Raw genomic sequence first — 20,013 nt, 5'->3', positions numbered from 1 at the left:
GGGCGACGGCGTCAGGCGCGGGACGCGGCGGCGATCCCCAGCAGCTCCAGCCGGTCCGCCGTCTCCGACCCCGGCTCGCACCCGTAGACGACGAGCTGCTGCCCCGGCGCCGACCGGACGTCGAACGACTGCAGGTGCAGGTCCAGCGCGCCGACGTCGGGGTGCACCAGCCGCTTGTGCTCGGCACCCTTGCCCCGGGCGTCGTGCCGGGCCCAGTGCTCGGCGAACTCGGGGCTGCGGTCGAGCATCGCCGTGAGGACCTGCCGGACACGGGGGGCGTCGGGGGCCTGGCCGTGCAGCACCCGGAACCCGGCGACGGTGTTCGCCGCCGCGGCGGTCCAGTCGGCGTAGAAGGTGCGGGAGGCCGGGTCCCCGAAGACCTTCTCGACGAGGTTGGTCCCGGGGGCGAACCCGAGCGCCGCCCCGAGCCGGTTGGCGCCCAGCACGTCGTAGGCGCGGCCGAGGACGATCGCGGGCAGGCCCGGCCAGCTGTCGAGCAGGGCCGCCAGTTGCGGGTCGAGCCGCTCGTCCGCGATCGGGGCCCGGGGCCGCGGCGCCGCACCCGCCAGCCGGAACAGGTGCATCCGGGCGTCGTCGTCGAGCCGCAGGACGGCCGCGAGCGCCTCCAGCACCTGCGCCGACGGGTTCCGCTCGCGGCCCTGCTCCAGCCGCACGTAGTAGTCGGCGCTCATCCCGGCCAGCAGCGCGACCTCCTCCCGACGCAGCCCCGGGACACGACGGACCCCCGCCGGGACCAGGCCGACGGCGTCGGGGGTCACCTGTGCGCGCAGGGTCCGCAGGTACTCGCCGAGCGGTGTGGCCACCATGGACGCGACCCTAGGCGACCCCGCGCCGGCCGGGGTGGGTGCGGCACTCCCACGACCGTCGCGCCCTGCCGCGCCGTCGCCGCGGCTCGTAGGAAGGGGGCATGACCGACACGAACCCCACCCCCGTGGCCCTGGTGACCGGCGCGAGCAGCGGCATCGGCCGCGCGATCGCCACCCGGCTCGCCCACGACGGCCACCACGTGATCGCCACCGCCCGGCGGGCCGACCGGCTCGCCGACCTCGCCGCACAGGTGCCCGGTGTCGAGCCGCACCCGGTCGACGTCGTGGACCGCGACGCCCTCGTCACGCTCGTCGACGACGTCGTCGCCCGGCACGGGTGGATCGACGTCGCCGTCGCCAACGCCGGGGTGATGCCGCTGTCGCGCCTCGACGCCGGCCTGGTGCAGGAGTGGGACCGCATGGTCGACGTGAACGTCCGGGGGCTCCTCCACACGATCCACGCCGTCCTGGGGCACTTCACCTCCGCGGACCGGGGCCACTTCGTGACGACGGCCTCGGTCGGCGCCCACGAGGTGGACGCGACGGCGGCGGTCTACGCCGGCACCAAGCACGCGGCGTGGGCGATCACCGAGGGCCTGCGTCTGGAGTCGTCGCCGGGCATCCGGGTCACCACGGTGTCTCCCGTGTCGTGACCTCCGAGCTCGCCGCCGGCATCACCGACCCGACCGCCCGCGACGCCATGGCCGTCTACCGCAGGCACGCGATCGCACCGGAGGCCGTCGCCGACGCCGTCGCCTACGCGGTCGGCACCTCCCCCGAGATCGACGTCAACGAGATCCTCGTCCGGCCGGTCCGGCAGCGCTGAGCGCCCGCCGGGCGGCCGGAGCCCGGCGCGGCGCAGGCCGACGGCCTCGTCGACCCCGATCTCGACGCGCGCGACGTCCACCCCTGGTCATCGGCCTCCCACCGGCCTGGTCCCCCGCCTCCCCCACGATCACCGCCGACCCGGCCGACGCCGCCGCGGTGCACGAGCGCCGCAGGGCGGCCCTGTCGGCGGCGGCCCGCCGTGCCTTCCGGCGCGGCTGATGAGGAGGCCCCCGGCCGGGCTGCGACCGGGCGTGGGCGTGCGGCCCGGCGACCGGTGTGCCACATTACGGAGGCGTGACCGTGCCGTCCCGTGGTGCGGTTCCGGCCGCTCCCGCACCGGCCAGGCCGCGTGGTCGCTGTCCCGGCGGCTCGTTCCGACGCGTGAGCCGTGCGGTCGTGAGGACCGCTCGTCCCGTGTCCCGAGGGTCGATCGGAGAGCACGCATGACGACGTCCCCACCCACCGGCACGTCCCCCCGTCGTACCCGTCCGACGACGGAGGGCGGGTTCGGCGAGCTGGCCGCCCTGGTGTCCGGGGCGGGTCTGCTGCAGGAGGCCCGCCGCACCTACCTGCTCCTGTTCGCGGCGAACGCGGTCCTGCTCGCCGGCGGCCTCACGGTGTTCGTGTGGCTCGGCCCGTCCTGGTGGCAGCTGCTGCTCGCGGTGTTCTTCGCGGTCGTGACCACGCAGCTGGCCTTCATCGGCCACGACGCGGGCCACCGTCAGATCTTCGCCGGCCGGCGTGCCAACGACGTCGTCGGCTACCTCCACGGCGGGCTGGTCGGGCTGAGCTACGGTGCCTGGGTCACCCAGCACACCGCACACCACGCCCATCCCAACCACGCCGACGACGACCCGGACATCGACATCCCGGTGCTCGCCTTCAGCCCCGAGCAGGCCGCCGCCACGCGGGGCCCCGTCCGATGGATGGTCGGCCACCAGGCGTACCTGTTCCTCCCGCTGCTGTTCCTGGAGGGGTGGAGCCTGCACCTCACCGCCGTCCGGGCGATCCTGCGTCGAGAGGTCCCCCGCCCGCGGCTGGAGGCGGCGTTGCTCGTCGCGCACGCCGTCGGGTACCTGGGGGCGGTGTTCTGGGTCCTCGCGCCGGTGCAGGCCGTCGCGTTCGTCGTCGTGCACCAGGGGCTCTGGGGCGTGTACATGGGCCTGGCGTTCGCTCCGAACCACAAGGGGATGCCGGTCATCCCGGCCGGCCGTCGACTGGACCACCTGCACAAGCAGGTGCTGACCTCGCGCAACGTGCTCGGAGGCCGAGTCCTCGACGTCGCGCTGGGCGGCCTGAACTACCAGATCGAGCACCACCTGTTCCCCCGGATGCCGCGCCCGCACCTGCGCCGCGCTCAGCCGATCGTGCAGGAGTTCTGCACCACCCACGGCCTGCCCTACACCCGGACCGGTCCCCTGCGTTCCTACGCCGAGGTCCTCCGTCACCTGCACGAGGTCGGCGCCCCGCTGCGGCGCCCCACCGGGCCACCGGCCGGCTGACCCGTCCCCGGGTCCGCTCGGGGCGACAACCCCGAAGGAGAACCACCACCATGGACGACCCGACCCCCTCGACCGCCTCCGACCACACCACCCCGGACGAGCTGTGCCCGGTCTGCCCGCACCCCTGGGAGGACCACGACGCGATCGACCGGAGGTTCTGCTCGGCGAAGATCGCGGGTGGGTCCTCGCAGGGGTGCGTCTGCGCGAAGGGGTGACCGCACCACGCCGTACCGCCGCCGGGGCGGGGTGACTACGTCGCCACCAGCAGCTGCTGCCCCAGCGCCCGCAGCGGGTCCGTGTCACCGGGCAGCGCCGCGACCGGCCGCAGACCGGCGGCGGCGAGCTCGGCCCACCACTGCCGTTCGGTCAGGAAGATCCGGTCGGTGCCGGCGCGCAGGTCCCCGCTGCCGGCGGCGGCCGCGCCCGGACGCGCGGACATGAGGAACTGCATCGACACCAGCGCCGGGAGGTGCTCGCGGGTCGACTCGACCAGGGCGAGCACCCCGCCGGGGGCCAGCACCCCGCGGACGGCGGCGAGCGTCGCGCGGACGTCGACGGCGTTGTGCAGGACGTTCGCCGCGACGACGAGGTCGTGGCGGCCGTCGTGGGCGGCCAGGTCTGTGGTGACGTCGAGCAGCGCGGTCCGCACCCCGGGGAACCGGGTCGCGGCCAGGTCGAGGAAGAACCGTGAGACGTCGGTGAACACATAGTCGACCGGCGCCTCCCCCAGGCCGTCGAGGACGGCGCGGGTGCTGCCGCCGACGCCGCCGCCCAGCTCCAGGACGCGCAGCGGCTCCGCCCGGGTCCGTGCGGTGGTCGCGGCGAGGTGGGCCAGCGCCCCGTTGAGGTAGGTGTTGATCGTGTTGTCCTGGTAGCTCGCCAGGGCCGTGGCGATCTCGCCGTCGGGGAACAGCAGCGCCTGCAGCGGCACCTCGTCGCGCAGCAGCGCGGGCAGGTGGGCCATGGCGGCGGCGAAGAACTCTACCATCGCGGGCGGGTAGCCCAGGTCGGTGCAGGCCGCGTGCAGCGCGCCGTCCGGCTGCGGCCCGGGGTCGCCGTGCGCGGCGAGCTCGGCCCGCCACCGCCGCACCAGCCACGCGTGCCGCGGGGCGACGTCGGGGTCCCCCGCGTCGAGCACCGAGGCCATGGCACGCAGCGCGACGGCGTCGAGCCGGGTGACCGCGTCGGCGGGGCCCGCGTCGCCGGCCGGTGCGCCGCCGGGCAGCGCGGCCCGGCCCGCGGCGTCGGCCGCGGCGACGTCGTCCGGCCCGGCGACGGGCAGCAGGACCGTCGCGTCGGTGCCGGTGAGACGCCGCGCGAGCGGCCCGACCCGGCTCCGCACGAACGCGGGGAACGGCTCGTGGGCCCGGCCCGGGCCGGCCAGCCCGGCGGCGGGCCGGGCGGCCGCGGCGGCGGGCCGGGCGGCCGCGGCGGCGGGCCGGGCGACCGCCAGCAGCTCGGGGTCGTCCGGGTCGAGCAGGACGGCGGCGTCGTGACCGGCGAGGTCGGTGCGCAGCCGGGCCGCGGTGACCGCGTGCGGGCCGGGACGCAGCAGCGCGTTGGGGATGCCGCGCAGCAGGACCGGCTCCGTCCCGGCCAGCGGGTCGCCGGTCCAGTCCAGGACCTGCGGAACCGGCGAGGGTCCTGCGTCGACGTGCAGGACGGCGTCGAACCGGTGGCGCGACAGCTCGGTGTCGTCGGTGAGGGTCTTGGCGTGCACGGCGACGGCGATCCGGCGCCCGCCCGCGAGGGCCGCGGTGGCGAGGGCGGCCGGGTCGACCAGCAGCTCACGGTCCGTCGCGGCGCGCTCGGCGACGGTGCGCGCCAGGGTGTCGTCGTCGAGGGCGGGCCCGGTGGCGGTGACGGTCTCCCGCCAGTGCCGCAGGTGCAGGCCCGCGTGCCGCACGTCGCCGACGACGACCGTCCCCCCGGCCGCGACGATCGCGGTCGCGGTACGGAGCACCTCGGTCAGGTAGGCGAGGTCGGGGAAGCACTGCGTCACCGAGTTGATCACCACGCAGTCCGGTGCCCGCCCGCCGAGCGCCTCCCGGACGGCGGCCGAGCCGGCCTCGTGCGCGGCGCCCCGCACGACCCGCACCCCGGGCGCGGCGGCGGCGCGGTGCCGGTCGACGACGTCGCCCGCGATGTCGGTGCCGACGTAGGCCTCGACGTGCGGGGCGATCCGCTCCAGCAGCATCCCCGTGCCGCAGCCCAGCTCCAGCACCCGGCGCGGGCGCGCGGCGAGCACGAGCCGACCCGACGGTCGCCGGGGTCGCGGCGGCCGGACGGGCGTCCTGATGGCCGGAGCCCCCCGTCCGCTGGTCGCCGTGCTGGGCGCGTCGGGGGCGACCGGGCGGGCCGCGGCCGGTCGACTGGCCGCGACGGGCCGGGTGCGGCTGCGGCTCGGGGCCCGCGACGCGGGCGCGCAGCCCCTCCCCGGGGACCGGGTCGAGGGAGCGCCTGGCCGCGGACACCGGTGCGGCGCAGCTGCGGGCCTACTCGGTGTTCCCGGGGCCGGGGCTGCCGGACACTCTCGCGTCCGCCTGGGCGTCGGGCGACCCGCTGGCGCACGTCGACGCCGTCATCGCCGCCGCCGACGCCGACGTGGCCGCGCACGGCGTCGCCATCACCCTGCTCGCGTCGGCGCGCTACGCCGACGGGGCCCGCCGCACGCTGCTGCGGTCCACCGACTCGCTCGCCCTGACCGGCGCGTTCACCGCGCTCGCCGTCACCGACGTGCTGGCGGGCCGGGTCCCGCACGGGGTCGGCCGGGCCGCCGAGGTCCTCGACCCGGTGACGACGGCCGCCCGGCTGGCCGCCGACCCCTCGGTGGACGAGCTGCGGTACTGACCCGGGCGCCCCGGACCGCGTCCGGGGCGCCCGCCGGGCTCACCCCTGGCCGGGGGCGACCGGCAGACCGGTCCGGAACAGCTCCTGCTCCAGCCACACCGCCGCGGCGACGCCGCTCCCGGCGCCCACGCTCACCAGTGTCACGCCGTCGGGCAGCCCGGGCTGCCGGGCCGCGTCGCCGGCGGCGGAGACCCCCGGGACCGAGGTCCGGCCGCACTCGTCGACGGCGATCGTGCCGTCGTCGAGCACGGTCGCGCCGAGGCTCCCGGCCAGCGCGGTGCCGGGGCGGGTCGGGGCGCGGTGGTAGATGCCGTCGCGGGCGAGGGTGGTGCCGTCGGCGAAGCGCAGCTCGAGTGCGCCGAGGTCGCCGTCGATCGCCGTGATCGGGGACTCCACGACCCGCACGCCGCCCGCCTCCAGGTTCGCCGCGACCCAGCCGGGCAGCTCGGCGGGGCCGTGGGTGGCGAGGACGACGTCGTCGCTGAACCGGTCCCGCACGTAGGCGGCGAGCATCCCGGCCAGGCCGTTGCCGATCACCACGAGCGCCATGCCGGTGGTCTCGTAGCCGTGGCAGAACGGGCAGTGGAACACCGAGCCGCCCCACCGCTGCGCCAGCCCGGGCACGTCGAGCGGCTCGTCGACCTGGCCGCCGGCCAGCAGCAGCCGGCGCGCCCGCACGACGGTGCCGTCGTCGAGGTCGAGGGCGAAGTCGTCGAGGGCGCCGCGCACGCCGGTGACCCGGCCCGCCCGGCGGGTCACCGTCGGGTAGGCGTCGACCTCCGCGCGGCCGTCGGCGAGCAGCTGCGCCGGGTCCCCGCCGTCGCGGCCGAGGTACATGTGCATCTCGGCGGCCGGGGCGTTGCGCGGCTCGCCGGCGTCGACGAGCAGGACGCGACGCCGCTGGCGGCCGAGCACGAGGGTCGCCGACAGGCCCGCGGGCCCACCGCCGACGACCACCACGTCGTAGGTGTCGTTCACGCGTTCTCCAGTTCCGTGCGGACGGCGGGCAGGACCTCGGTCGCGAGGCGTTCGACGTTGGCGAGCACCGCGTCGCGCTCGCCGGAGGACTCGACGTGCAGCAGCACCCGGCCGGCCCCGCTCCCCCGGACCAGGTCGACGAGCCGGCGGGCACAGAGCTCGGGCGGCCCGATCGGCTGGCGGGCGAGGATGCCCGCGGCCAGCTCGTCGGGGGTGGGCCGCGGGCCGCGGTACTCCTCGACCATCACGTACTCGGCGTAGCCGGAGGCGAACACCGGCGCCAGCCGCTCGTGGACGACCCGTTCGGCCTCGGCGACCGAGTCGGTGACATGGGCCAGGGCCGCGGTGCCGTGCACCGGCCGCGGTGCCGTGCACCGGCCGCGCTGCGGTGAGCTGCTCGTAGTCGGCGACCAGCCGTGCCTGCTCGTCGGCGGTCTGGGAGAAGAAGAACAGCATCGGCAGGCCGTGCCGGGCGGCCAGCTCCACCCCGGTGACCGAGGTCGCGGCCACGTGCACCGGCGGGTGCGGACGCGTGTACGGCTCCGGGCCGGGTGCGACCTCGCGGAACCGGTAGTGCTCGGAGTCGGCGGACACCCGCCCGGTGAAGGAGTCGAGGACCAGGCCGAGCGCCTCGGGCAGCCCGGTGCGCCACCGCTCGATGCCGGTGCCGAGGACCTCGTGGTCCACCACCGGCCCGGCCCGGCCGACGCCGAGGTCGAACCGGCCGCCGGAGAGCTGGTCGAGCAGCGCCGCCTGCTCCGCGACGTGCACCGGCGGGTGCGTCGGCAGGATCGTCACCGCCGTGCCGACCCGCACCCGCCGGGTGCGGCCGAGCAGGAACGCGGCCAGCGTCGTCGCGGAGGGGTTGACGCCGTAACCGGTCAGGAAGTGGTGCTCGGTGGTCCACACCGACGCGAACCCGTGTGCCTCGGCCGCCTGCGCGACGTCCGCGGCCAGCGCGAACACCTCGGTCGCGCTCTGCCCGGGGAAGCGGTGGGTGAACAGCATGACGCCGAACGACGGAGGGGACACGGCTTAACAGTAGCGGATGTCGTTATCGACTGACGGTGGTCGGTGGCCCGGGGCGGGGGCCGGACCGAGGGGCGCAGCGGGACCTCCGGCCCGTCCCTCAGGGGTCGTGGCGGGGCAGGCTGCGCGTGTCGGCCGACGGAGGGATCACGATGGGCCAGCAGGACGACCGCACACGATTCCGGCTCGACGCCCCGCCCGAGACCGTCGACGACGACCCGCCGCTGCACGCGGTCGTGGCCTCGCGCCTGGTCGCGGTCACCCCGCAGACCCCGGTCCGGACCGCGCTGGACCTGATGCTGGCCCACGACGTCCACCACCTCCCCGTGTTCGCAGGTCCGCGCTGCATCGGCCTCGTGACCGAGTCCGACCTGCTCCGGGGCGTCGCCGCCCAGTGGGGTCCGCTGGGCCAGGCCGTCCTCACCGTCGCCGAGGTCCACGGCCCGGTCGCGGTACTGCCGTCCTCGGCACCCCTGTCGGCGGCTGCCGCGGCGATGGCGGCCGACGGGCGGGACGCCGTCCTCGTCGCGGACGGCGACCGGATCGACGGCATCGTCACCGCCTCCGACGTCGTCGGCGTCGTCGCGCGCCGGACCGGTCCCGTCCCGGGAGGGGTCCCGGGACCACCGATCTAGCTTCGGTCCGTCCGCAACGACGACCGGCGGCGCACCCCGGAGGTGACGCCGCGACGAGGCAGGAGAGCAGATGACGAAGCGACTGGGCATCCTCATCGGTGGAGCGGCGATCGCCATGGGCGCATCGCTCGCCGTGGCCGCACCCGCGTTCGCGGAGACGGTCGGCTACTACAACAACAAGACGGTCTGCCAGCAGCAGGGTGCGAAGATCGTCAACGCGGCCCCGGGCGCCCCGACCACCTTCACCTGCATCGGGAACGGCAACCCCACCACCGACTCCACCCGCTGGGAGCTGCGGGTCTACTGACCCGTCCCCGCGGCCCCGGGTGCCGGGAGACGACGCGCCCCCGCCGGTTGCTCCCGGGGGCTCTCGACCCGGAGCGCTGCCGGTGGTGCCCCCGGGAACCGCCCGGCGCGGAGTCGGGTGGCTCCCGGGGGGCCCGAGCCGCCGGGCCCGCCCACCCCGTGGATCACCGCCCCGGCCGGGGCGCCATCCACGCTGACGGTCGAGGCGGCCCAGCACGGCATCGCCCTCCACGGCGGCGACGCCTGCGTCGACCAGGCCATCACCGACGACCCGATCGGCCTCGGGACGCCACGGCAGGACGCGCGGTGCGGTGGCCGAGCACCACCGGTGCGGCCTACTTGAGCAGGAAGCCCGCGTCCACGGGGACGGTCGTCCCGGTGATCCACCTCCCCGCGTCGGAGCAGAGGAACGCGATGACCTCGGACACGTCGGTCTCGGCCAGGGCGTCCACCGGCATCAGGTTGAACCGCATGGCGTTGCCCAGCTCCTCGTGCTCGGTCAGCCACTGCGGGAAGAAGTCGTTGTTCGACATCGGCGACGCGACGCCGGTGGGGTGGATGGTGTTCACCCGGATCGACTCCGGCGCGAGCTCCGTGGCCAGCGTGCGCATCAGGCCGACGATGCCGTGCTTGGCCGCCGTGTAGTGCGTGCAGCCGGCCACGCCGCGCAGTCCCGCGATCGACGACGTGATCACGATCGAGCCGCCGTCGCCGCCCGCCCGGATGTGCGGGACCACCGCCCGGCAGGCCTTGAACACGCCGGTGAGGTTGATGTCGATCATGTCGTCCCAGGCCTCGTCGGTGAGCTCCCAGGTGTTGTCCGACAGGCTCAGGATCCCGGCGTTGGCCAGCAGGATGTCGATGCGGCCGAACTCGCTCATCGCCGTGTCGGCCAGCCGGGCCATGTCCGCGGTGCGGCGCACGTCGCCCTCGAGCGCGATGCAGCGACGACCCAGCTCCTCCACCTGCGCGACGGTCTCCTCGAGGTCGCCGGGGCGCCCGGTGGCGAACGGGACCGTGGCCACCTGCTCGGTGATGTCGCAGGTGACGATGTCGGCGCCCTCGCGGGCGAGGCGGAGCGCGTGCGCCCGTCCCTGCCCGCGCCCGCCGCCGGTGATCACCGCGACCTTGCCGTCCAGCTGTCCCATCTCAGTTCCCCTTCCGGTACGCCGCGGCGCGGCGGTTGTGTTCGGTGATCGCGTCGGTCAACGGCCGGTAGGGCTCGTCCCACGGGTCCTTGAGCCCCCAGCCGCGCCCACCGGTGTTCTCGACGTAGCCGCACCAGTGCCACCCGGCGAACCAGGGCTCGTCGAGCAGGACCTCCATCGCGGCGCCGTAGTCCGCGCCGCGGGCGGCGTGGTCGGGCAGGCCCTCGCGGTGCGGGTCGAGCTCGGTCGGGGTCCAGTTCCCGATGTCGGCGACGATCACCGGCTTGTCCCCGCACTGGGCACGCCAGCGGGCCAGGTCGTCGTGCATCCCCCGGCGCGACTCGTCGGTCGGCTCGGTGAAGTACTGCACGGACAGGACGTCGACGTGCGGGGCCATCGCCCGCAGCACCGGCTCCGGGATCCCCTTGTTGCCGTTGAACCGGTCGCCGAGGATCAGGTGGTGCGGGTCGTAGCGGCGGAGGGCCGTCGCGATCGTCTCGTAGTAGCGGCTGGCGACATCGTAGAGCGCGCGTTCCCGTGCACCCGGCTCCAGGCCGGAGAGCTCGACGAAGTCCCGGCCGGACGCGTGCGGCAACCAGGCAGGGATGTCGACCAGGAAGTAGCCGAGCAGGTCCGGCGAGTCGGCGTGCTCGGCGGCGATCGCGCGGCCCAGGTGGTCGCACCAGTCGACGAAGTCGTCGTCGAGCGGCCGGAACGCCGGGTGACCGTTCCAGTCCTCGATCTCGGCCACCCGCACCTGGGCGACGTAGGGCATCCCCGCGCCGCGCAGCTCGGCAGCGGTCCACTGCTCGGAGTGCTTGAGGTCGATCGGGTCGCCGAACCAGTCCAGCGCCTCGCCCCAGCCGCCCGCGACGTACTCGCTCGTCCACCCCAGTGTGTTGAATCCCCACCCGCGCAGATCCGCGACGACGCCGTCACGGATCCAGCGCTGCCGCGACCCGTAGCGTTCGCGCCATACGTCGACGGCGCGGGGGAACTTCAGTGCCGCCTCGTCGGTGTGGTTGAGGCCGAGGGACAGGAACGGGTTCCCGTCCGGGTCGACGAGCCGGCCGTCGCGGACCGCGTAGCTCATGCCGTCTCCCCGGCGAAGAAGCGCAGGTAGTGCCCGGCCAGCTCCGCGGGCGACTCCTCGGCGAGCTGATGGCCCCACGGCAGGATCACCGCGCGGACGTCGTCGGCGACCTCGCGCATCTGCCGCTCGTTGTCGGCACCGATGAAGTGCTCGCTGCCCACGGCCAGCACCGGCATCGGGAGCCGGGTCCGCGCGGACTCCCGGTTCTGGTCACCGTCGGTGAGCGTGGCCCGGTAGATCTCGCACATGCACCGGACCCCGCCGGGCGAGGAGTAGCAGCGCACGTACTCGTCGAGCGCGTCGGGGGTGATCGCCGACGGGTCGTGGGTCTCGTGCTTCATGAAGTAGGAGAAGTACTCCCGCTCGTGGCCGCTGATCAGCATCTCGGGGAACTCGGGCACGGAGTAGAAGTTGATGTGCCACAGCCAGACGTAGCTGCGCACGTTGTCCGGGGTCAGGAACGAGTAGTCCTCCAGCCCGAACCCGGGGAGGATCATCTCCTGGTAGACGAGCTGCTGGACGCGGTCGGGGTGGTTGGCCGCGAGCTGGTAGGCCGCGGCGGCACCCCAGTCCTCGCCGACCACCCGGAAGCGGTCGTGGCCGAGCTCGGTCATCAGCTCCGCGAAGTCCTCGGCGACGTTCGCCATGTCGTAGCCGCCGACGGCGTGCTCGGAGTCGCCGAGGCCGCGCATGTCCGGCACCACGACCCGGTGATGCGGGGTCAGCAACGGGATCACGTGCCGCCAGTGGTACGAGGTCTTGGGCACCCCGTGCAGCAGCAGGACGGGCTCGCCCTCGCCCGCGGTCAGGTAGTGCAGGCGGACGCCGTTGACCGTGGCCCGGCCGTGCCGGACCCGTTCACCGTGGTGGTCGACGATCTCCATGGGGTTCGCTCCCTCGTAGGTGGTGGTCATTGCTCGGGGGCCGTCACGACCGGGCCCGGCGGACGTCCGCCGAGCGCAGGAACGCGATCGCGTCGCGGGCCAGTGCCTGCGGCGAGTCCGCGACCGGGCGCCACAGCGACACGGCGCGGGCGATCTCGGCCACGGTGGGCAGGAACGACTCGACGACGACCTGGCCGCGGTAGCCGATGTCGTCGAGCGCGTCGAAGAACTCCGCCCACGGCAGGTGCCCGCTACCCGGCGTCCCCCGGTCGTTCTCGGCGACCTGGACGTGGAACACCCGGTCACCGGCGAGCCGTACGGCGTCGCCCAGGCGCTTCTCCTCGATGTTCATGTGGAACGTGTCCAGCAGCAGGCCGACGTTGTCCCGGCCGGTGGCGGCGCACAGCTCCAGGCCCTGCTCGACGGTGTTGACCAGGTCGGTCTCGAACCGGTTCAGCGGTTCGACCGCCAGCGCGACGCCGCGCTCCGCGGCGTGGTCGGCGGCCTCCCGGATGCTGTCCGCGGCCCACCGGAACTGCCGGGCACGCTCGTCCGGCGGGAGCATCCGGGCCCTGCCGGTCGTCGCGTACATCGGCCCGGCGACGTGCGGCGAACCGACCTCGGCGGCGAGGTCGATGCAGCCGCGCAGGTAGTCCACCCCCTGCCGGCGCCGCCCTGGATCGTCGTGCGAGAGATCGCGTTCGGGGCCGAACGCGCCGCACACACCCACGGCCAGACCGGTCGCCCGGGCGGCCTCGGTCAGCGCCGGCGCCGAGAGCCGCCCGGGGTCCTCCACACACACCTCGACCAGGTCGTAGCCGAGTGCCGCGACCTGCTCGAACGCCGGGCGCGCGGCGTCGTCGGAGAACGGGGAGGCCAGCAGGAACGTGCTCAGGCCCAACGGGCGGGTCACCGGACCGTCCTCAGGTCGGAGACGATCTTCTTGGTATGGGTGATCGCGGCCTCGGTGTAGGCGTCGCCGAACTCCGGGGCGCCGGCGCCGGAGAGCACTCCCCACACGTCCCCGGCCGCGGGCAGCAGCTCGTAGGAGATCCAGCCGTCGTAACCGACGTCGGTGATCGCGGCGAGGATCGGACGGAAGTCGATGTGCCCGTACCCGGGCGCGGCGCGGTTGGAGTCGGCCAGGTGCACGTGGGTCAGGCGTGCCCCGGCACGGCGGATCGCGGCCGCGATGTCGGGTTCCTCGATGGCCATGTGGAACGTGTCGGCCATGACGCCGACGCTCGGGCGGGCCACCTCGTCGACGAACGCGACAGCCTGGTCCATCCGGTTGATCAGATAGGTCTCGTAGCGGTTCCACGGCTCGACCGTGATGCGTACCCCGCACTCACCTGCGTGGTCGCCGACCTCACGTGCGGCCTCGACCGCCCATTGCCACTCCCGGGCCCGCTCGGCACCGGGGACGATCTTCATGCAGGCCGTCGGGGTGAACGTGACGACCTCGGCGCCGAGCGCGGCGGCGTGGTCGACGTTGCCGCGTACGTAGTCGACGGCACGGCGACGCACGGCGGGGTCGGTGCTCACGATGTCGCGTTCCGGCGTGAAGATGCTGATGATCGAGGACGCGACCAGGCCGTGCCGGTGCAGCGCGGCGCGGATCTGCCCGACGTCCTGCTCGGCGGGCTCCCCGACGAGCTCGACGCCGTCGTAGCCGTACCGGGCCAGCCGGGCGATCCCCTCGGCCAGCGGCTCCCGGCCGTACGCCAGGGTGTTGTACGTGTAGCGGAACATGTCTCCTCGCTCAGCCGGTGGTCTCGAAGTCGCGCAGGTAGCGATCGACGTTGTCCTGGGTGAACGTGATCGGGTGGCCCATCACGATCTCGCCGCCGGGCCCGACGGTCTGGCGCCCGAGACGCCCGGCGTCGAACGTCTCGCCGGCCCGGCCGGTGATCTTGCCCGCGGTGTAGGCGGCGGCCGCGTAGTAGGTCAGGTAGCCCAGGTCGCGCGGGCTCCACAGCACGTAGGCCGGGACCTGGCCGGTCTTGAGCAGCTCGGCCTGGTTACCCGGGTTGCCCAACCCGGTGACCACCACGCGGTCGGCCACCCCCAGGTCGGTGGCGGCCTTGACCGCGGCCTCCATCGCGATCGGGGTCGGCGCCATGATCCCCCGCAGGTCCGGGTGGGCCCGCAGCAGCGCGACGGCGGCGTCGTAGCTCTTCTTCGCGTCGTCGTCGCCGTAGGAGGTCTTGACCAGGCGCATGCCGCGGTACTGCGGTGTGGCGAGCTGGGCCTTCATGACGTCGATCCAGCCGTTGGTCACCTCGGCCGTGCTCTGGGACGACACGATGCCGAACTCGCCGGTGCCGCCCATCGCCCGGGCGAGGATGTCGAACTGGGCGCGGCCGAGCTCGTCGGCGGTGGCCATGTTGACGAACAGGCCCCGCGAGCCGTCGCTGACGTCGGCGTCATAGCTGATGACCCGCGATCCGTGGGCGCGGGCGGCGTCCAGCGCCGGGGCGACCGCCGACGAGTCCACCGCGGAGATGCCGATCACGCAGGACCCGCGTTGGCGTCCACTCTGGATGCGCTGGATCTGCCCGGTGACGTCGCCGGCCGCGGGGCCGACGAACGACAGGTCACCGCCGAGCTCGCGCTGGGCGTCGACCATCCCGGTGCGCACCGCGGCGAAGTACGGGTTGTCGGTGCTCTTGGGGATCATCGTCAGGTTGCAGTCCGCGACCGGCCGCGGCGGCGGTGGTCCGGACGGCTCGGCGGCCGCGCACGCGGTGAGCGCCAGCAGAGTCGCCAGCGCGACGGCGGCTCCCATGCCGGGGCGCCTCACCGGACGCTCCCGGCCGCGCGGCGGCGTTCCCGCCACGCGGTCACCCGCCGGGACACCGCGGGCACGACGACCGCGCCGACCATGAGCAACCCGGTCACCATGTACTGCACGGCGGTCTCGGCGTCGGCCAGCGTCATCCAGCTCGTGAGGACCGTGACCAGCAGCAGGGCCAGCAGCACCCCCACGAACGAGCCCTTCCCGCCGTACATGCTGATCCCGCCGATCAGCACGATGCCCACCACGATCAGCTCCAGTCCGGTGCCGTTGCTGGCACGGACGGTGCTGACGTATCCGGCGTAGGCGATGCCCGCCACCGCGGCCACGACGCCGGAGACCACGAACAGGCCACGTTTGACCGCGCCCACCCGCAGCCCGGAGAAGCGGGCCACCCGGGCGTTGCTGCCGATCGCGAACACGGCCCGGCCCACCGCTCCGCGGTGCATCAGCACCGCCGCCACGACGGCCGACACGACGAAGGCCACGAAGCCGTAGGGCACCAGGGTGCCGGGCAGGTTCTCCTGGGCGAACGTGGTCAGCCCGGGCGGCAGGTCGCTGATGCCCCGGTTCTCCAGCAGCACGTAGGACAGTCCGCGGTACAGGCCCAGCGTCCCGATCGTGACGATCAGCGACGGCAGCCCGACGTCCACCACGAGCAGTCCGTTGACGAGCCCGGCCAGCGCCCCGGTCAGCACACCCAGCCCGATCGCGGGCCAGGTGCCCAGGCCCCCGGACACGGCCAGGCCGAACACCGTCGCGGAGAGCGCGAACGTCGACGCCACCGAGAGGTCGATCTCCCCGGCGACCATCAGCCACGCCATCGGGACGACCATCAGGCTCAGCCCGAGCGCGCCGGTCGCCGAGATGGAGAAGTTCTGGCCGGTCAAGAAGTACGGGCTGGTGACCGAGGCGGCCAGCAGGGCCAGGACCACCAGTGCGGAGAGCGTGATCTCCCAGGTGCCGAACCAGGTCGGGAGCCGTCGTCGCGCGGGGGTGGCGACGGGTCGCAGCTCGGTCGTCTGCGCGGTCATGTGGACACTCCTCGGGATTCCAGGCGGCGCCGCAGGACCAGGTCGAGGGTGATGGCCAGGATGATCACCAGTCCCTGGACGGCCTGCAGCCAGAACGCGGAGACGTCGGCGAGCGCCAGTCCGGTGCCGATCACGGACAGGATCGCGGCGCCCAGCACGACCCCGCCGACGGTGCCGACCCCGCCGGTGATGCTGACGCCGCCGACGACGACGGCGGCCAGGACGACGAGCTCGAAGCCGGTCGCCACGGAGGACTCGACCGTGCCGTAGCGGGCGCCCCAGAGGACCCCGGCGAGGCCGCAGAGCAGCCCGGTGGCGGTGTAGGCCCCGAACACCAGCCGCTTCGAGGCGATGCCGGTCCGTTCGGCCGATGCGGGTGCGCTGCCCACGGCGAGCATCGCCCGACCGGTGACGGTGTGCCGGACGACCAGGTGCGCCAGCGCGGCGACGGCCAGCGCGTAGAGGACCATCAGCGGGATCCCGAGCACCGTCCCGGTGGCGATCGCCGAGTAGGAGGCCGGCAGGTTCTGCGCGGTGATCTGCGAGCTGCCCGCCCACGCGGAGTTGAGCCCGCGGAAGATGTAGAGCGTGCCCAGTGTGACCATGATCGAGGGCACCTTGAGCGTCGCGACCAGGGCGCCGTTGACCGCTCCCAGGGCCGCCCCGAGCAGGCAGGCGGCCAGCACGGACAGCACCACCGGCAGCCCGGGGACGGCTGCGGTGAGGCCGGCCGCGAGGTAGGCGGTGAGTCCGACCGTGGACCCGACCGAGACGTCGATGTTGCGGGTGAACAGCACGAGGGCCTGGCCGACCGCGACGATGAGCACGATGGCCAGGTCGGTGCCGATCTGGGCGAACGTGTCACCGGTCGCGAACCGGGGTGTGAACGTCGCGAACGACACCACGAGCACGACCAGGACCACACCGAGGCCCGCCTCCCGGGGGATCCGACGCCGGATCCCGGGCGTGGGTCCCGCCTCCGGCGCGGTGCGCGTGTCAGATGTGGACATCGGCCACCTGCCCGGTCATCGCGGCGAGGACCTGTCCCGCGTCGAACGGACGCCGGTCGAACCCGGGTCCCTGGGCACCGCGGTAGAACGTGACCACGCGATCGGACACCGACAGCAGCTCCTCGAGCTCGTTGCTGATCAGGAGAATGGTCAGGCCGCGTCCGGCCAGCTCGGAGACGAGCCGGTGCACCTCGGCCTTGGCACCGACGTCGATGCCCTTGGTCGGGTCGTCGAGGATCAGCACCGACGGGTCGGTCGCCAGCCACTTCGCGATGACGACCTTCTGCTGGTTGCCCCCGGACAGCTCGCCGAGCAGCTGGTCCGGACCGCTGGTGCGGATGCCGAGCCGCTCGATGTAGTCGTCCACGAGCGCCCGGTCGGCGCGCGGGGAGAGCAGACCGAACCGGGGCCGTCGCTCCAGCAGTGCCAGCGGCAGGTTGAAGGCGATCGAGTGCTCCAGCACCACCCCCTCGGACTGCCGGTCCTCGGGTACGTAGGCGATCCCGTGGCGCATCGCCTGCTGCGGCGTCGCGATGTCCACCGGGGTGCCGTCGAGCAGGATCTCGCCGGTGTCGGCCGGTTCGAGCCCGAACAGCCCGCGGGCGATCTCCGTCCGACCCGCGCCGACCAGCCCGGCCAGGCCGAGGATCTCGCCGCGGCGCGCGGTGAACGACACGTCGGTGTAGGCGCCCCGCCTGCCCAGGCCGCGCACCTCCAGGCGTACCGGCCCGAGCTCGACGTCGGCTTTCGGGAACACCGTCTCCACCGAGCGGCCGACCATGTGCCCGACCGCCGACTCCGGGGTGAACCCGTGCGCCGGACCGGTGACGACCGTGGCCCCGTCGCGCGAGACGCTCACCCGGTCGGCGAGCGCGAACACCTCGTTCAGCCGGTGGCCGACGAACAGCACCGCGACGCCGTCGGCCTTGAGCCGGGCGATGATCTCCATCAGGCGGTCCACCTCCCGGGTGGACAGCGCCGCGGTGGGCTCGTCGAGCACCAGCAGCCGGGTGTCCGCGTCGAGTGCCTTGGCGATCTCGAGCAGCTGCTGGTCCGCCGCGGACAGGAGCTTGACCTCGGCCGAGATGTCGAGCCGGACGTCCAGGCGGGCCAGTGCCTCGCGGGCGTGCCGGCGGACCGCGCCCCGGTCCAGCAGCCGGGTGCGCCTGCGGGGCGCGGGACCGGCCAGCATGATGTTCTCGGCCACCGTCAGGTCCGGGAACGTCACCGGGTGCTGGTGCACCACGGAGATGCCCAGGGACCGCGAGACGCGCGGGTTCGGGATCGTCACCTCGGTGCCGTCCACGGCGATCGTGCCGGCGTCCGGCCGGTGCACGCCCGCCAGCATGTTGACCAGCGTGCTCTTGCCGGCACCGTTCTCCCCCAGCAGCGCGTGCACCTCGCCGGGGAACAGCTCCAGGTCGACGTGGCGGACCGCGACGACGCCGCCGAAGCGCTTCGCGACGCCGGACATCTCGACCACCGGGGTGCTCACGACGCCTCCGGGAAGGAGCGCCCGCGGGCCGCGGCGGCGAGCCGCTCCGCGGTCATCACGGTGGGCAGCATGGTGTTGGCGGCCGGCTCCACGGGGATCACCGAGGCGTCCGCGACCCGCAGCCCGTCCAGTCCGTGCACCCTCCCGTCCTGGTCCACCACACCGCCGCGCCCGGCCGGGGCCATGGCGCAGGTGCCGGTGAAGTGGTAGCCCGACGCGGTCATGGTCTCGATCGCGGCGTCCAGGGCGGAGTCGTCGGCGACGGTGGCCGAGTCGAGCCCGATCGGCTCGTGCAGCATCCCGGCCAGCGGCTCGCCCGTGATGACGGCCCAGCCGAGCCGGACGATCTCGCGGATCGCGTCCCGGTCGACCTGCTCGGTCAGATAGCCCGGTGCGACCCGGGGCAGCACCGTCGCGTCGGTGGAGGTGATCCGGACCGTGCCGACCGAACGGGGCTTGTTCAGCACGCACCCCATCCCGGCGAGCTGGCCGTGGCCCGTCCCGCCGGTGCCGGCCAGCCCCCGCGCGCCGGCCTCGGTGGTGGACACGTCGAGGTAGGTGAACATGGTCAGCTGCGCGTCGAGGGCGCCCGGCTGCGCCGCGGTCGAGGTGCGCAGCACCGTCTGCAGGCTGAAGTCCTCCGGAGCCCAGGTGCCTTCGCGCGGCGCGGCCAGCAGCGGCACCGAGAAGTGGTCGCCCAGGTTCTCCCCCACCGGAAGGTCCGCGACGACCGGGACGTCCAGCCCGGACAGCAGCGCCGCCGGGCCCACCCCGGAGCGCTGCAGCAGGGCCGGGGTCTGGATCGCGCCGGCGGTGAGCACCACCTCGCCCGCGTCGATCACCGTGCCGTCGGTCAGCTCGACGCCGGTCGCGGTGGTGCCCCGGAGGACGACGCGCCGGACGTGGAGGTCACCGCGCACCGTCAGGCCGGGCCGGCCGCGGGCCGGCGCCAGGTGGGTCGCCGCGGTGGACATCCGGGTGGTGCCGACCCGGTTCATCGGGGCGGGACCGACGCCCTCGGCGTCCGGGGCGTTGAAGTCCGGCTGGTAGCCGGCCCCGAGCGCCCGGCAGCTCCGCACGAACGCGGCCTGCAGCGGGGCATACTCGTGTTCCTCGGCGCGTGCGATCGGGAACGCGCCGCCGCGGCCGTGGATGTCCGGGCCGGGGGCCGGGTCGTCCTCCAGCGCACGGTAGGCGGCCAGCACGTGCGCCCAGTCCCAGCGCGGGTTGCCCCGCTCGGCCCACTCCCGGAAGTCGGCCGTCGCACCGCGGAGCGAGATCATGCCGTTGATCGCCGAGCCGCCCCCGATCAGCCGACCCTGCGGCACCGAGATCGGTGCGCCGCCGGCACCCTCCGCGGCCAGCCCCCAGTCGTGGCGGGGGTCGACGTCCGCCGCGTGTCCGCGCATCGGGACCACCCGGCCCTCGAGCACGGCGGCCGGCACCGCGGTGGCGTAGTCGGGCCCGGCCTCGATCAGCAGCACCCGCCGGCCGGGGTCCTCGCTGAGCCGGGCCGCCACGATGCAGCCGGCCGTCCCGCCGCCGACCACGACGACGTCGAAGGTCTCGCTCATCTCCCTAGCTCCTTTGCTGCGGG

Annotated in this window: 21 protein-coding genes and 1 pseudogene; 7 read left to right on the top strand and 15 right to left on the bottom strand. The window is 74.4% G+C overall.

Annotated features, from left to right (window positions below; genetic code table 11):
• Positions 1-11: 11 nt before the first annotated feature.
• On the bottom strand, positions 12-827 hold the full coding sequence (locus ZF1_RS10360; RefSeq protein WP_482637138.1) for a helix-turn-helix domain-containing protein: 816 nt from the start codon (positions 825-827) through the stop codon (positions 12-14).
• Between the two features lie 101 nt (positions 828-928).
• Between ZF1_RS10360 and ZF1_RS10355 the strand changes: the two genes are divergently transcribed.
• From ZF1_RS10355 to ZF1_RS10340, 4 genes are all read left to right on the top strand, one after another.
• The gene (locus tag ZF1_RS10355) at positions 929-1,480 is read left to right on the top strand and encodes an SDR family oxidoreductase (protein WP_482637137.1); all 552 of its coding nucleotides are present in this window, start codon (positions 929-931) and stop codon (positions 1,478-1,480) included.
• Positions 1,477-1,653, top strand: a complete 177-nt coding sequence (locus tag ZF1_RS10350; protein WP_482637136.1) for a hypothetical protein — start codon at positions 1,477-1,479, stop codon at positions 1,651-1,653. The genes ZF1_RS10355 and ZF1_RS10350 overlap by 4 nt, the downstream gene beginning before the upstream one ends.
• Before the next feature lie 445 nt (positions 1,654-2,098).
• On the top strand, positions 2,099-3,157 hold the full coding sequence (locus tag ZF1_RS10345; RefSeq protein WP_405418118.1) for a fatty acid desaturase family protein: 1,059 nt from the start codon (positions 2,099-2,101) through the stop codon (positions 3,155-3,157).
• 50 nt (positions 3,158-3,207) lie between these two features.
• A complete protein-coding gene (locus tag ZF1_RS10340) occupies positions 3,208-3,372 on the top strand; it encodes an RGCVC family protein (RefSeq protein WP_251784515.1) in 165 nt (54 codons plus the stop codon).
• Positions 3,373-3,407: 35 nt separating this feature from the next.
• Here ZF1_RS10340 and ZF1_RS10335 read toward each other — a convergent pair whose 3' ends face one another.
• Positions 3,408-5,405, bottom strand: coding sequence for a methyltransferase (locus ZF1_RS10335; RefSeq protein WP_482637135.1), 1,998 nt, complete (start codon positions 5,403-5,405; stop codon positions 3,408-3,410).
• 254 nt (positions 5,406-5,659) lie between these two features.
• Between ZF1_RS10335 and ZF1_RS10330 the strand changes: the two genes are divergently transcribed.
• Positions 5,660-6,007: a hypothetical protein gene (locus tag ZF1_RS10330; RefSeq protein WP_482637134.1), complete on the top strand. Its 348-nt coding sequence runs from the start codon at positions 5,660-5,662 to the stop codon at positions 6,005-6,007.
• A gap of 39 nt (positions 6,008-6,046) precedes the next feature.
• On the opposite strand, the gene ZF1_RS10325 is transcribed toward ZF1_RS10330, so the two are convergent.
• From ZF1_RS10325 to ZF1_RS10315, 3 genes and pseudogenes are all read right to left on the bottom strand, one after another.
• Positions 6,047-6,985, bottom strand: a complete 939-nt coding sequence (locus ZF1_RS10325) for an NAD(P)/FAD-dependent oxidoreductase (protein ID WP_208824926.1) — start codon at positions 6,983-6,985, stop codon at positions 6,047-6,049.
• Complete coding sequence (locus ZF1_RS10320) at positions 6,982-7,341, bottom strand: hypothetical protein (protein WP_482638763.1); 360 nt, start codon at positions 7,339-7,341, stop codon at positions 6,982-6,984. The genes ZF1_RS10325 and ZF1_RS10320 overlap by 4 nt, the downstream gene beginning before the upstream one ends.
• Before the next feature lie 82 nt (positions 7,342-7,423).
• Positions 7,424-7,993 (bottom strand): annotated as a pseudogene (locus tag ZF1_RS10315) (LLM class flavin-dependent oxidoreductase); the annotation flags it as partial.
• A 173-nt stretch (positions 7,994-8,166) separates the two neighbouring features.
• Between ZF1_RS10315 and ZF1_RS10310 the strand changes: the two are divergent.
• Both ZF1_RS10310 and ZF1_RS10305 read left to right on the top strand, forming a co-directional pair.
• Positions 8,167-8,649: a CBS domain-containing protein gene (locus ZF1_RS10310; RefSeq protein WP_251784524.1), complete on the top strand. Its 483-nt coding sequence runs from the start codon at positions 8,167-8,169 to the stop codon at positions 8,647-8,649.
• A 70-nt stretch (positions 8,650-8,719) separates the two neighbouring features.
• The gene (locus ZF1_RS10305) at positions 8,720-8,956 is read left to right on the top strand and encodes a hypothetical protein (protein ID WP_251784525.1); all 237 of its coding nucleotides are present in this window, start codon (positions 8,720-8,722) and stop codon (positions 8,954-8,956) included.
• A 334-nt stretch (positions 8,957-9,290) separates the two neighbouring features.
• Here ZF1_RS10305 and ZF1_RS10300 read toward each other — a convergent pair whose 3' ends face one another.
• From ZF1_RS10300 to ZF1_RS10255, 10 genes are read right to left on the bottom strand one after another with little or no spacing between them, the layout of a single operon-like run.
• Positions 9,291-10,103 carry a mycofactocin-coupled SDR family oxidoreductase gene (locus ZF1_RS10300; protein ID WP_208824916.1) on the bottom strand — a complete coding sequence of 271 codons (813 nt, stop codon included), beginning with the start codon at positions 10,101-10,103 and terminating at the stop codon, positions 9,291-9,293.
• A gap of 1 nt (position 10,104) precedes the next feature.
• The gene (locus ZF1_RS10295; protein ID WP_482637133.1) at positions 10,105-11,196 is read right to left on the bottom strand and encodes an agarase; all 1,092 of its coding nucleotides are present in this window, start codon (positions 11,194-11,196) and stop codon (positions 10,105-10,107) included.
• Positions 11,193-12,080 carry an alpha/beta fold hydrolase gene (locus tag ZF1_RS10290; protein WP_073574096.1) on the bottom strand — a complete coding sequence of 296 codons (888 nt, stop codon included), beginning with the start codon at positions 12,078-12,080 and terminating at the stop codon, positions 11,193-11,195. The genes ZF1_RS10295 and ZF1_RS10290 overlap by 4 nt, the downstream gene beginning before the upstream one ends.
• 43 nt (positions 12,081-12,123) lie before the next feature.
• Positions 12,124-12,993, bottom strand: coding sequence for a sugar phosphate isomerase/epimerase family protein (locus tag ZF1_RS10285; RefSeq protein WP_482637132.1), 870 nt, complete (start codon positions 12,991-12,993; stop codon positions 12,124-12,126).
• Positions 12,990-13,832, bottom strand: coding sequence for a TIM barrel protein (locus ZF1_RS10280; RefSeq protein WP_482637131.1), 843 nt, complete (start codon positions 13,830-13,832; stop codon positions 12,990-12,992). The genes ZF1_RS10285 and ZF1_RS10280 overlap by 4 nt, the downstream gene beginning before the upstream one ends.
• A gap of 10 nt (positions 13,833-13,842) precedes the next feature.
• A complete protein-coding gene (locus ZF1_RS10275; RefSeq protein WP_482637130.1) occupies positions 13,843-14,883 on the bottom strand; it encodes a rhamnose ABC transporter substrate-binding protein in 1,041 nt (346 codons plus the stop codon).
• The gene (locus ZF1_RS10270; protein WP_482637129.1) at positions 14,880-15,911 is read right to left on the bottom strand and encodes an ABC transporter permease; all 1,032 of its coding nucleotides are present in this window, start codon (positions 15,909-15,911) and stop codon (positions 14,880-14,882) included. Before ZF1_RS10270 ends, ZF1_RS10275 begins: the two co-directional genes overlap by 4 nt.
• Positions 15,908-16,921, bottom strand: coding sequence for an ABC transporter permease (locus tag ZF1_RS10265; RefSeq protein WP_482637128.1), 1,014 nt, complete (start codon positions 16,919-16,921; stop codon positions 15,908-15,910). Before ZF1_RS10265 ends, ZF1_RS10270 begins: the two co-directional genes overlap by 4 nt.
• Entirely contained in the window at positions 16,908-18,416 is a 1,509-nt protein-coding gene (locus ZF1_RS10260; protein ID WP_482637127.1) for a sugar ABC transporter ATP-binding protein, read from the bottom strand. The genes ZF1_RS10265 and ZF1_RS10260 overlap by 14 nt, the downstream gene beginning before the upstream one ends.
• On the bottom strand, positions 18,413-19,990 hold the full coding sequence (locus ZF1_RS10255; protein WP_379673477.1) for a GMC family oxidoreductase: 1,578 nt from the start codon (positions 19,988-19,990) through the stop codon (positions 18,413-18,415). The genes ZF1_RS10260 and ZF1_RS10255 overlap by 4 nt, the downstream gene beginning before the upstream one ends.
• Positions 19,991-20,013: the final 23 nt, after the last annotated feature.

The sequence above is a fragment of the Pseudonocardia sp. ZF1 genome (genome assembly GCF_056835605.1).
This window is presented reverse-complemented; position numbering and strand designations above follow the sequence as displayed.

What these genes read in the sequence shown, in the direction of transcription:
- ZF1_RS10360 (WP_482637138.1), bottom strand. Translation starts at nt 827, where the DNA reads ATGGTGGCCACACCGCTCGGCGAGTACCTGCGGACCCTGCGCGCACAG.
- ZF1_RS10355 (WP_482637137.1), top strand. Translation starts at nt 929, where the DNA reads ATGACCGACACGAACCCCACCCCCGTGGCCCTGGTGACCGGCGCGAGC.
- ZF1_RS10345 (WP_405418118.1), top strand. Translation starts at nt 2,099, where the DNA reads ATGACGACGTCCCCACCCACCGGCACGTCCCCCCGTCGTACCCGTCCG.
- ZF1_RS10340 (WP_251784515.1), top strand. Translation starts at nt 3,208, where the DNA reads ATGGACGACCCGACCCCCTCGACCGCCTCCGACCACACCACCCCGGAC.
- ZF1_RS10310 (WP_251784524.1), top strand. Translation starts at nt 8,167, where the DNA reads ATGGGCCAGCAGGACGACCGCACACGATTCCGGCTCGACGCCCCGCCC.
- ZF1_RS10305 (WP_251784525.1), top strand. Translation starts at nt 8,720, where the DNA reads ATGACGAAGCGACTGGGCATCCTCATCGGTGGAGCGGCGATCGCCATG.
- ZF1_RS10300 (WP_208824916.1), bottom strand. Translation starts at nt 10,103, where the DNA reads ATGGGACAGCTGGACGGCAAGGTCGCGGTGATCACCGGCGGCGGGCGC.
- ZF1_RS10295 (WP_482637133.1), bottom strand. Translation starts at nt 11,196, where the DNA reads ATGAGCTACGCGGTCCGCGACGGCCGGCTCGTCGACCCGGACGGGAAC.
- ZF1_RS10290 (WP_073574096.1), bottom strand. Translation starts at nt 12,080, where the DNA reads ATGGAGATCGTCGACCACCACGGTGAACGGGTCCGGCACGGCCGGGCC.
- ZF1_RS10280 (WP_482637131.1), bottom strand. Translation starts at nt 13,832, where the DNA reads ATGTTCCGCTACACGTACAACACCCTGGCGTACGGCCGGGAGCCGCTG.
- ZF1_RS10270 (WP_482637129.1), bottom strand. Translation starts at nt 15,911, where the DNA reads ATGACCGCGCAGACGACCGAGCTGCGACCCGTCGCCACCCCCGCGCGA.
- ZF1_RS10265 (WP_482637128.1), bottom strand. Translation starts at nt 16,921, where the DNA reads ATGTCCACATCTGACACGCGCACCGCGCCGGAGGCGGGACCCACGCCC.
- ZF1_RS10255 (WP_379673477.1), bottom strand. Translation starts at nt 19,990, where the DNA reads ATGAGCGAGACCTTCGACGTCGTCGTGGTCGGCGGCGGGACGGCCGGC.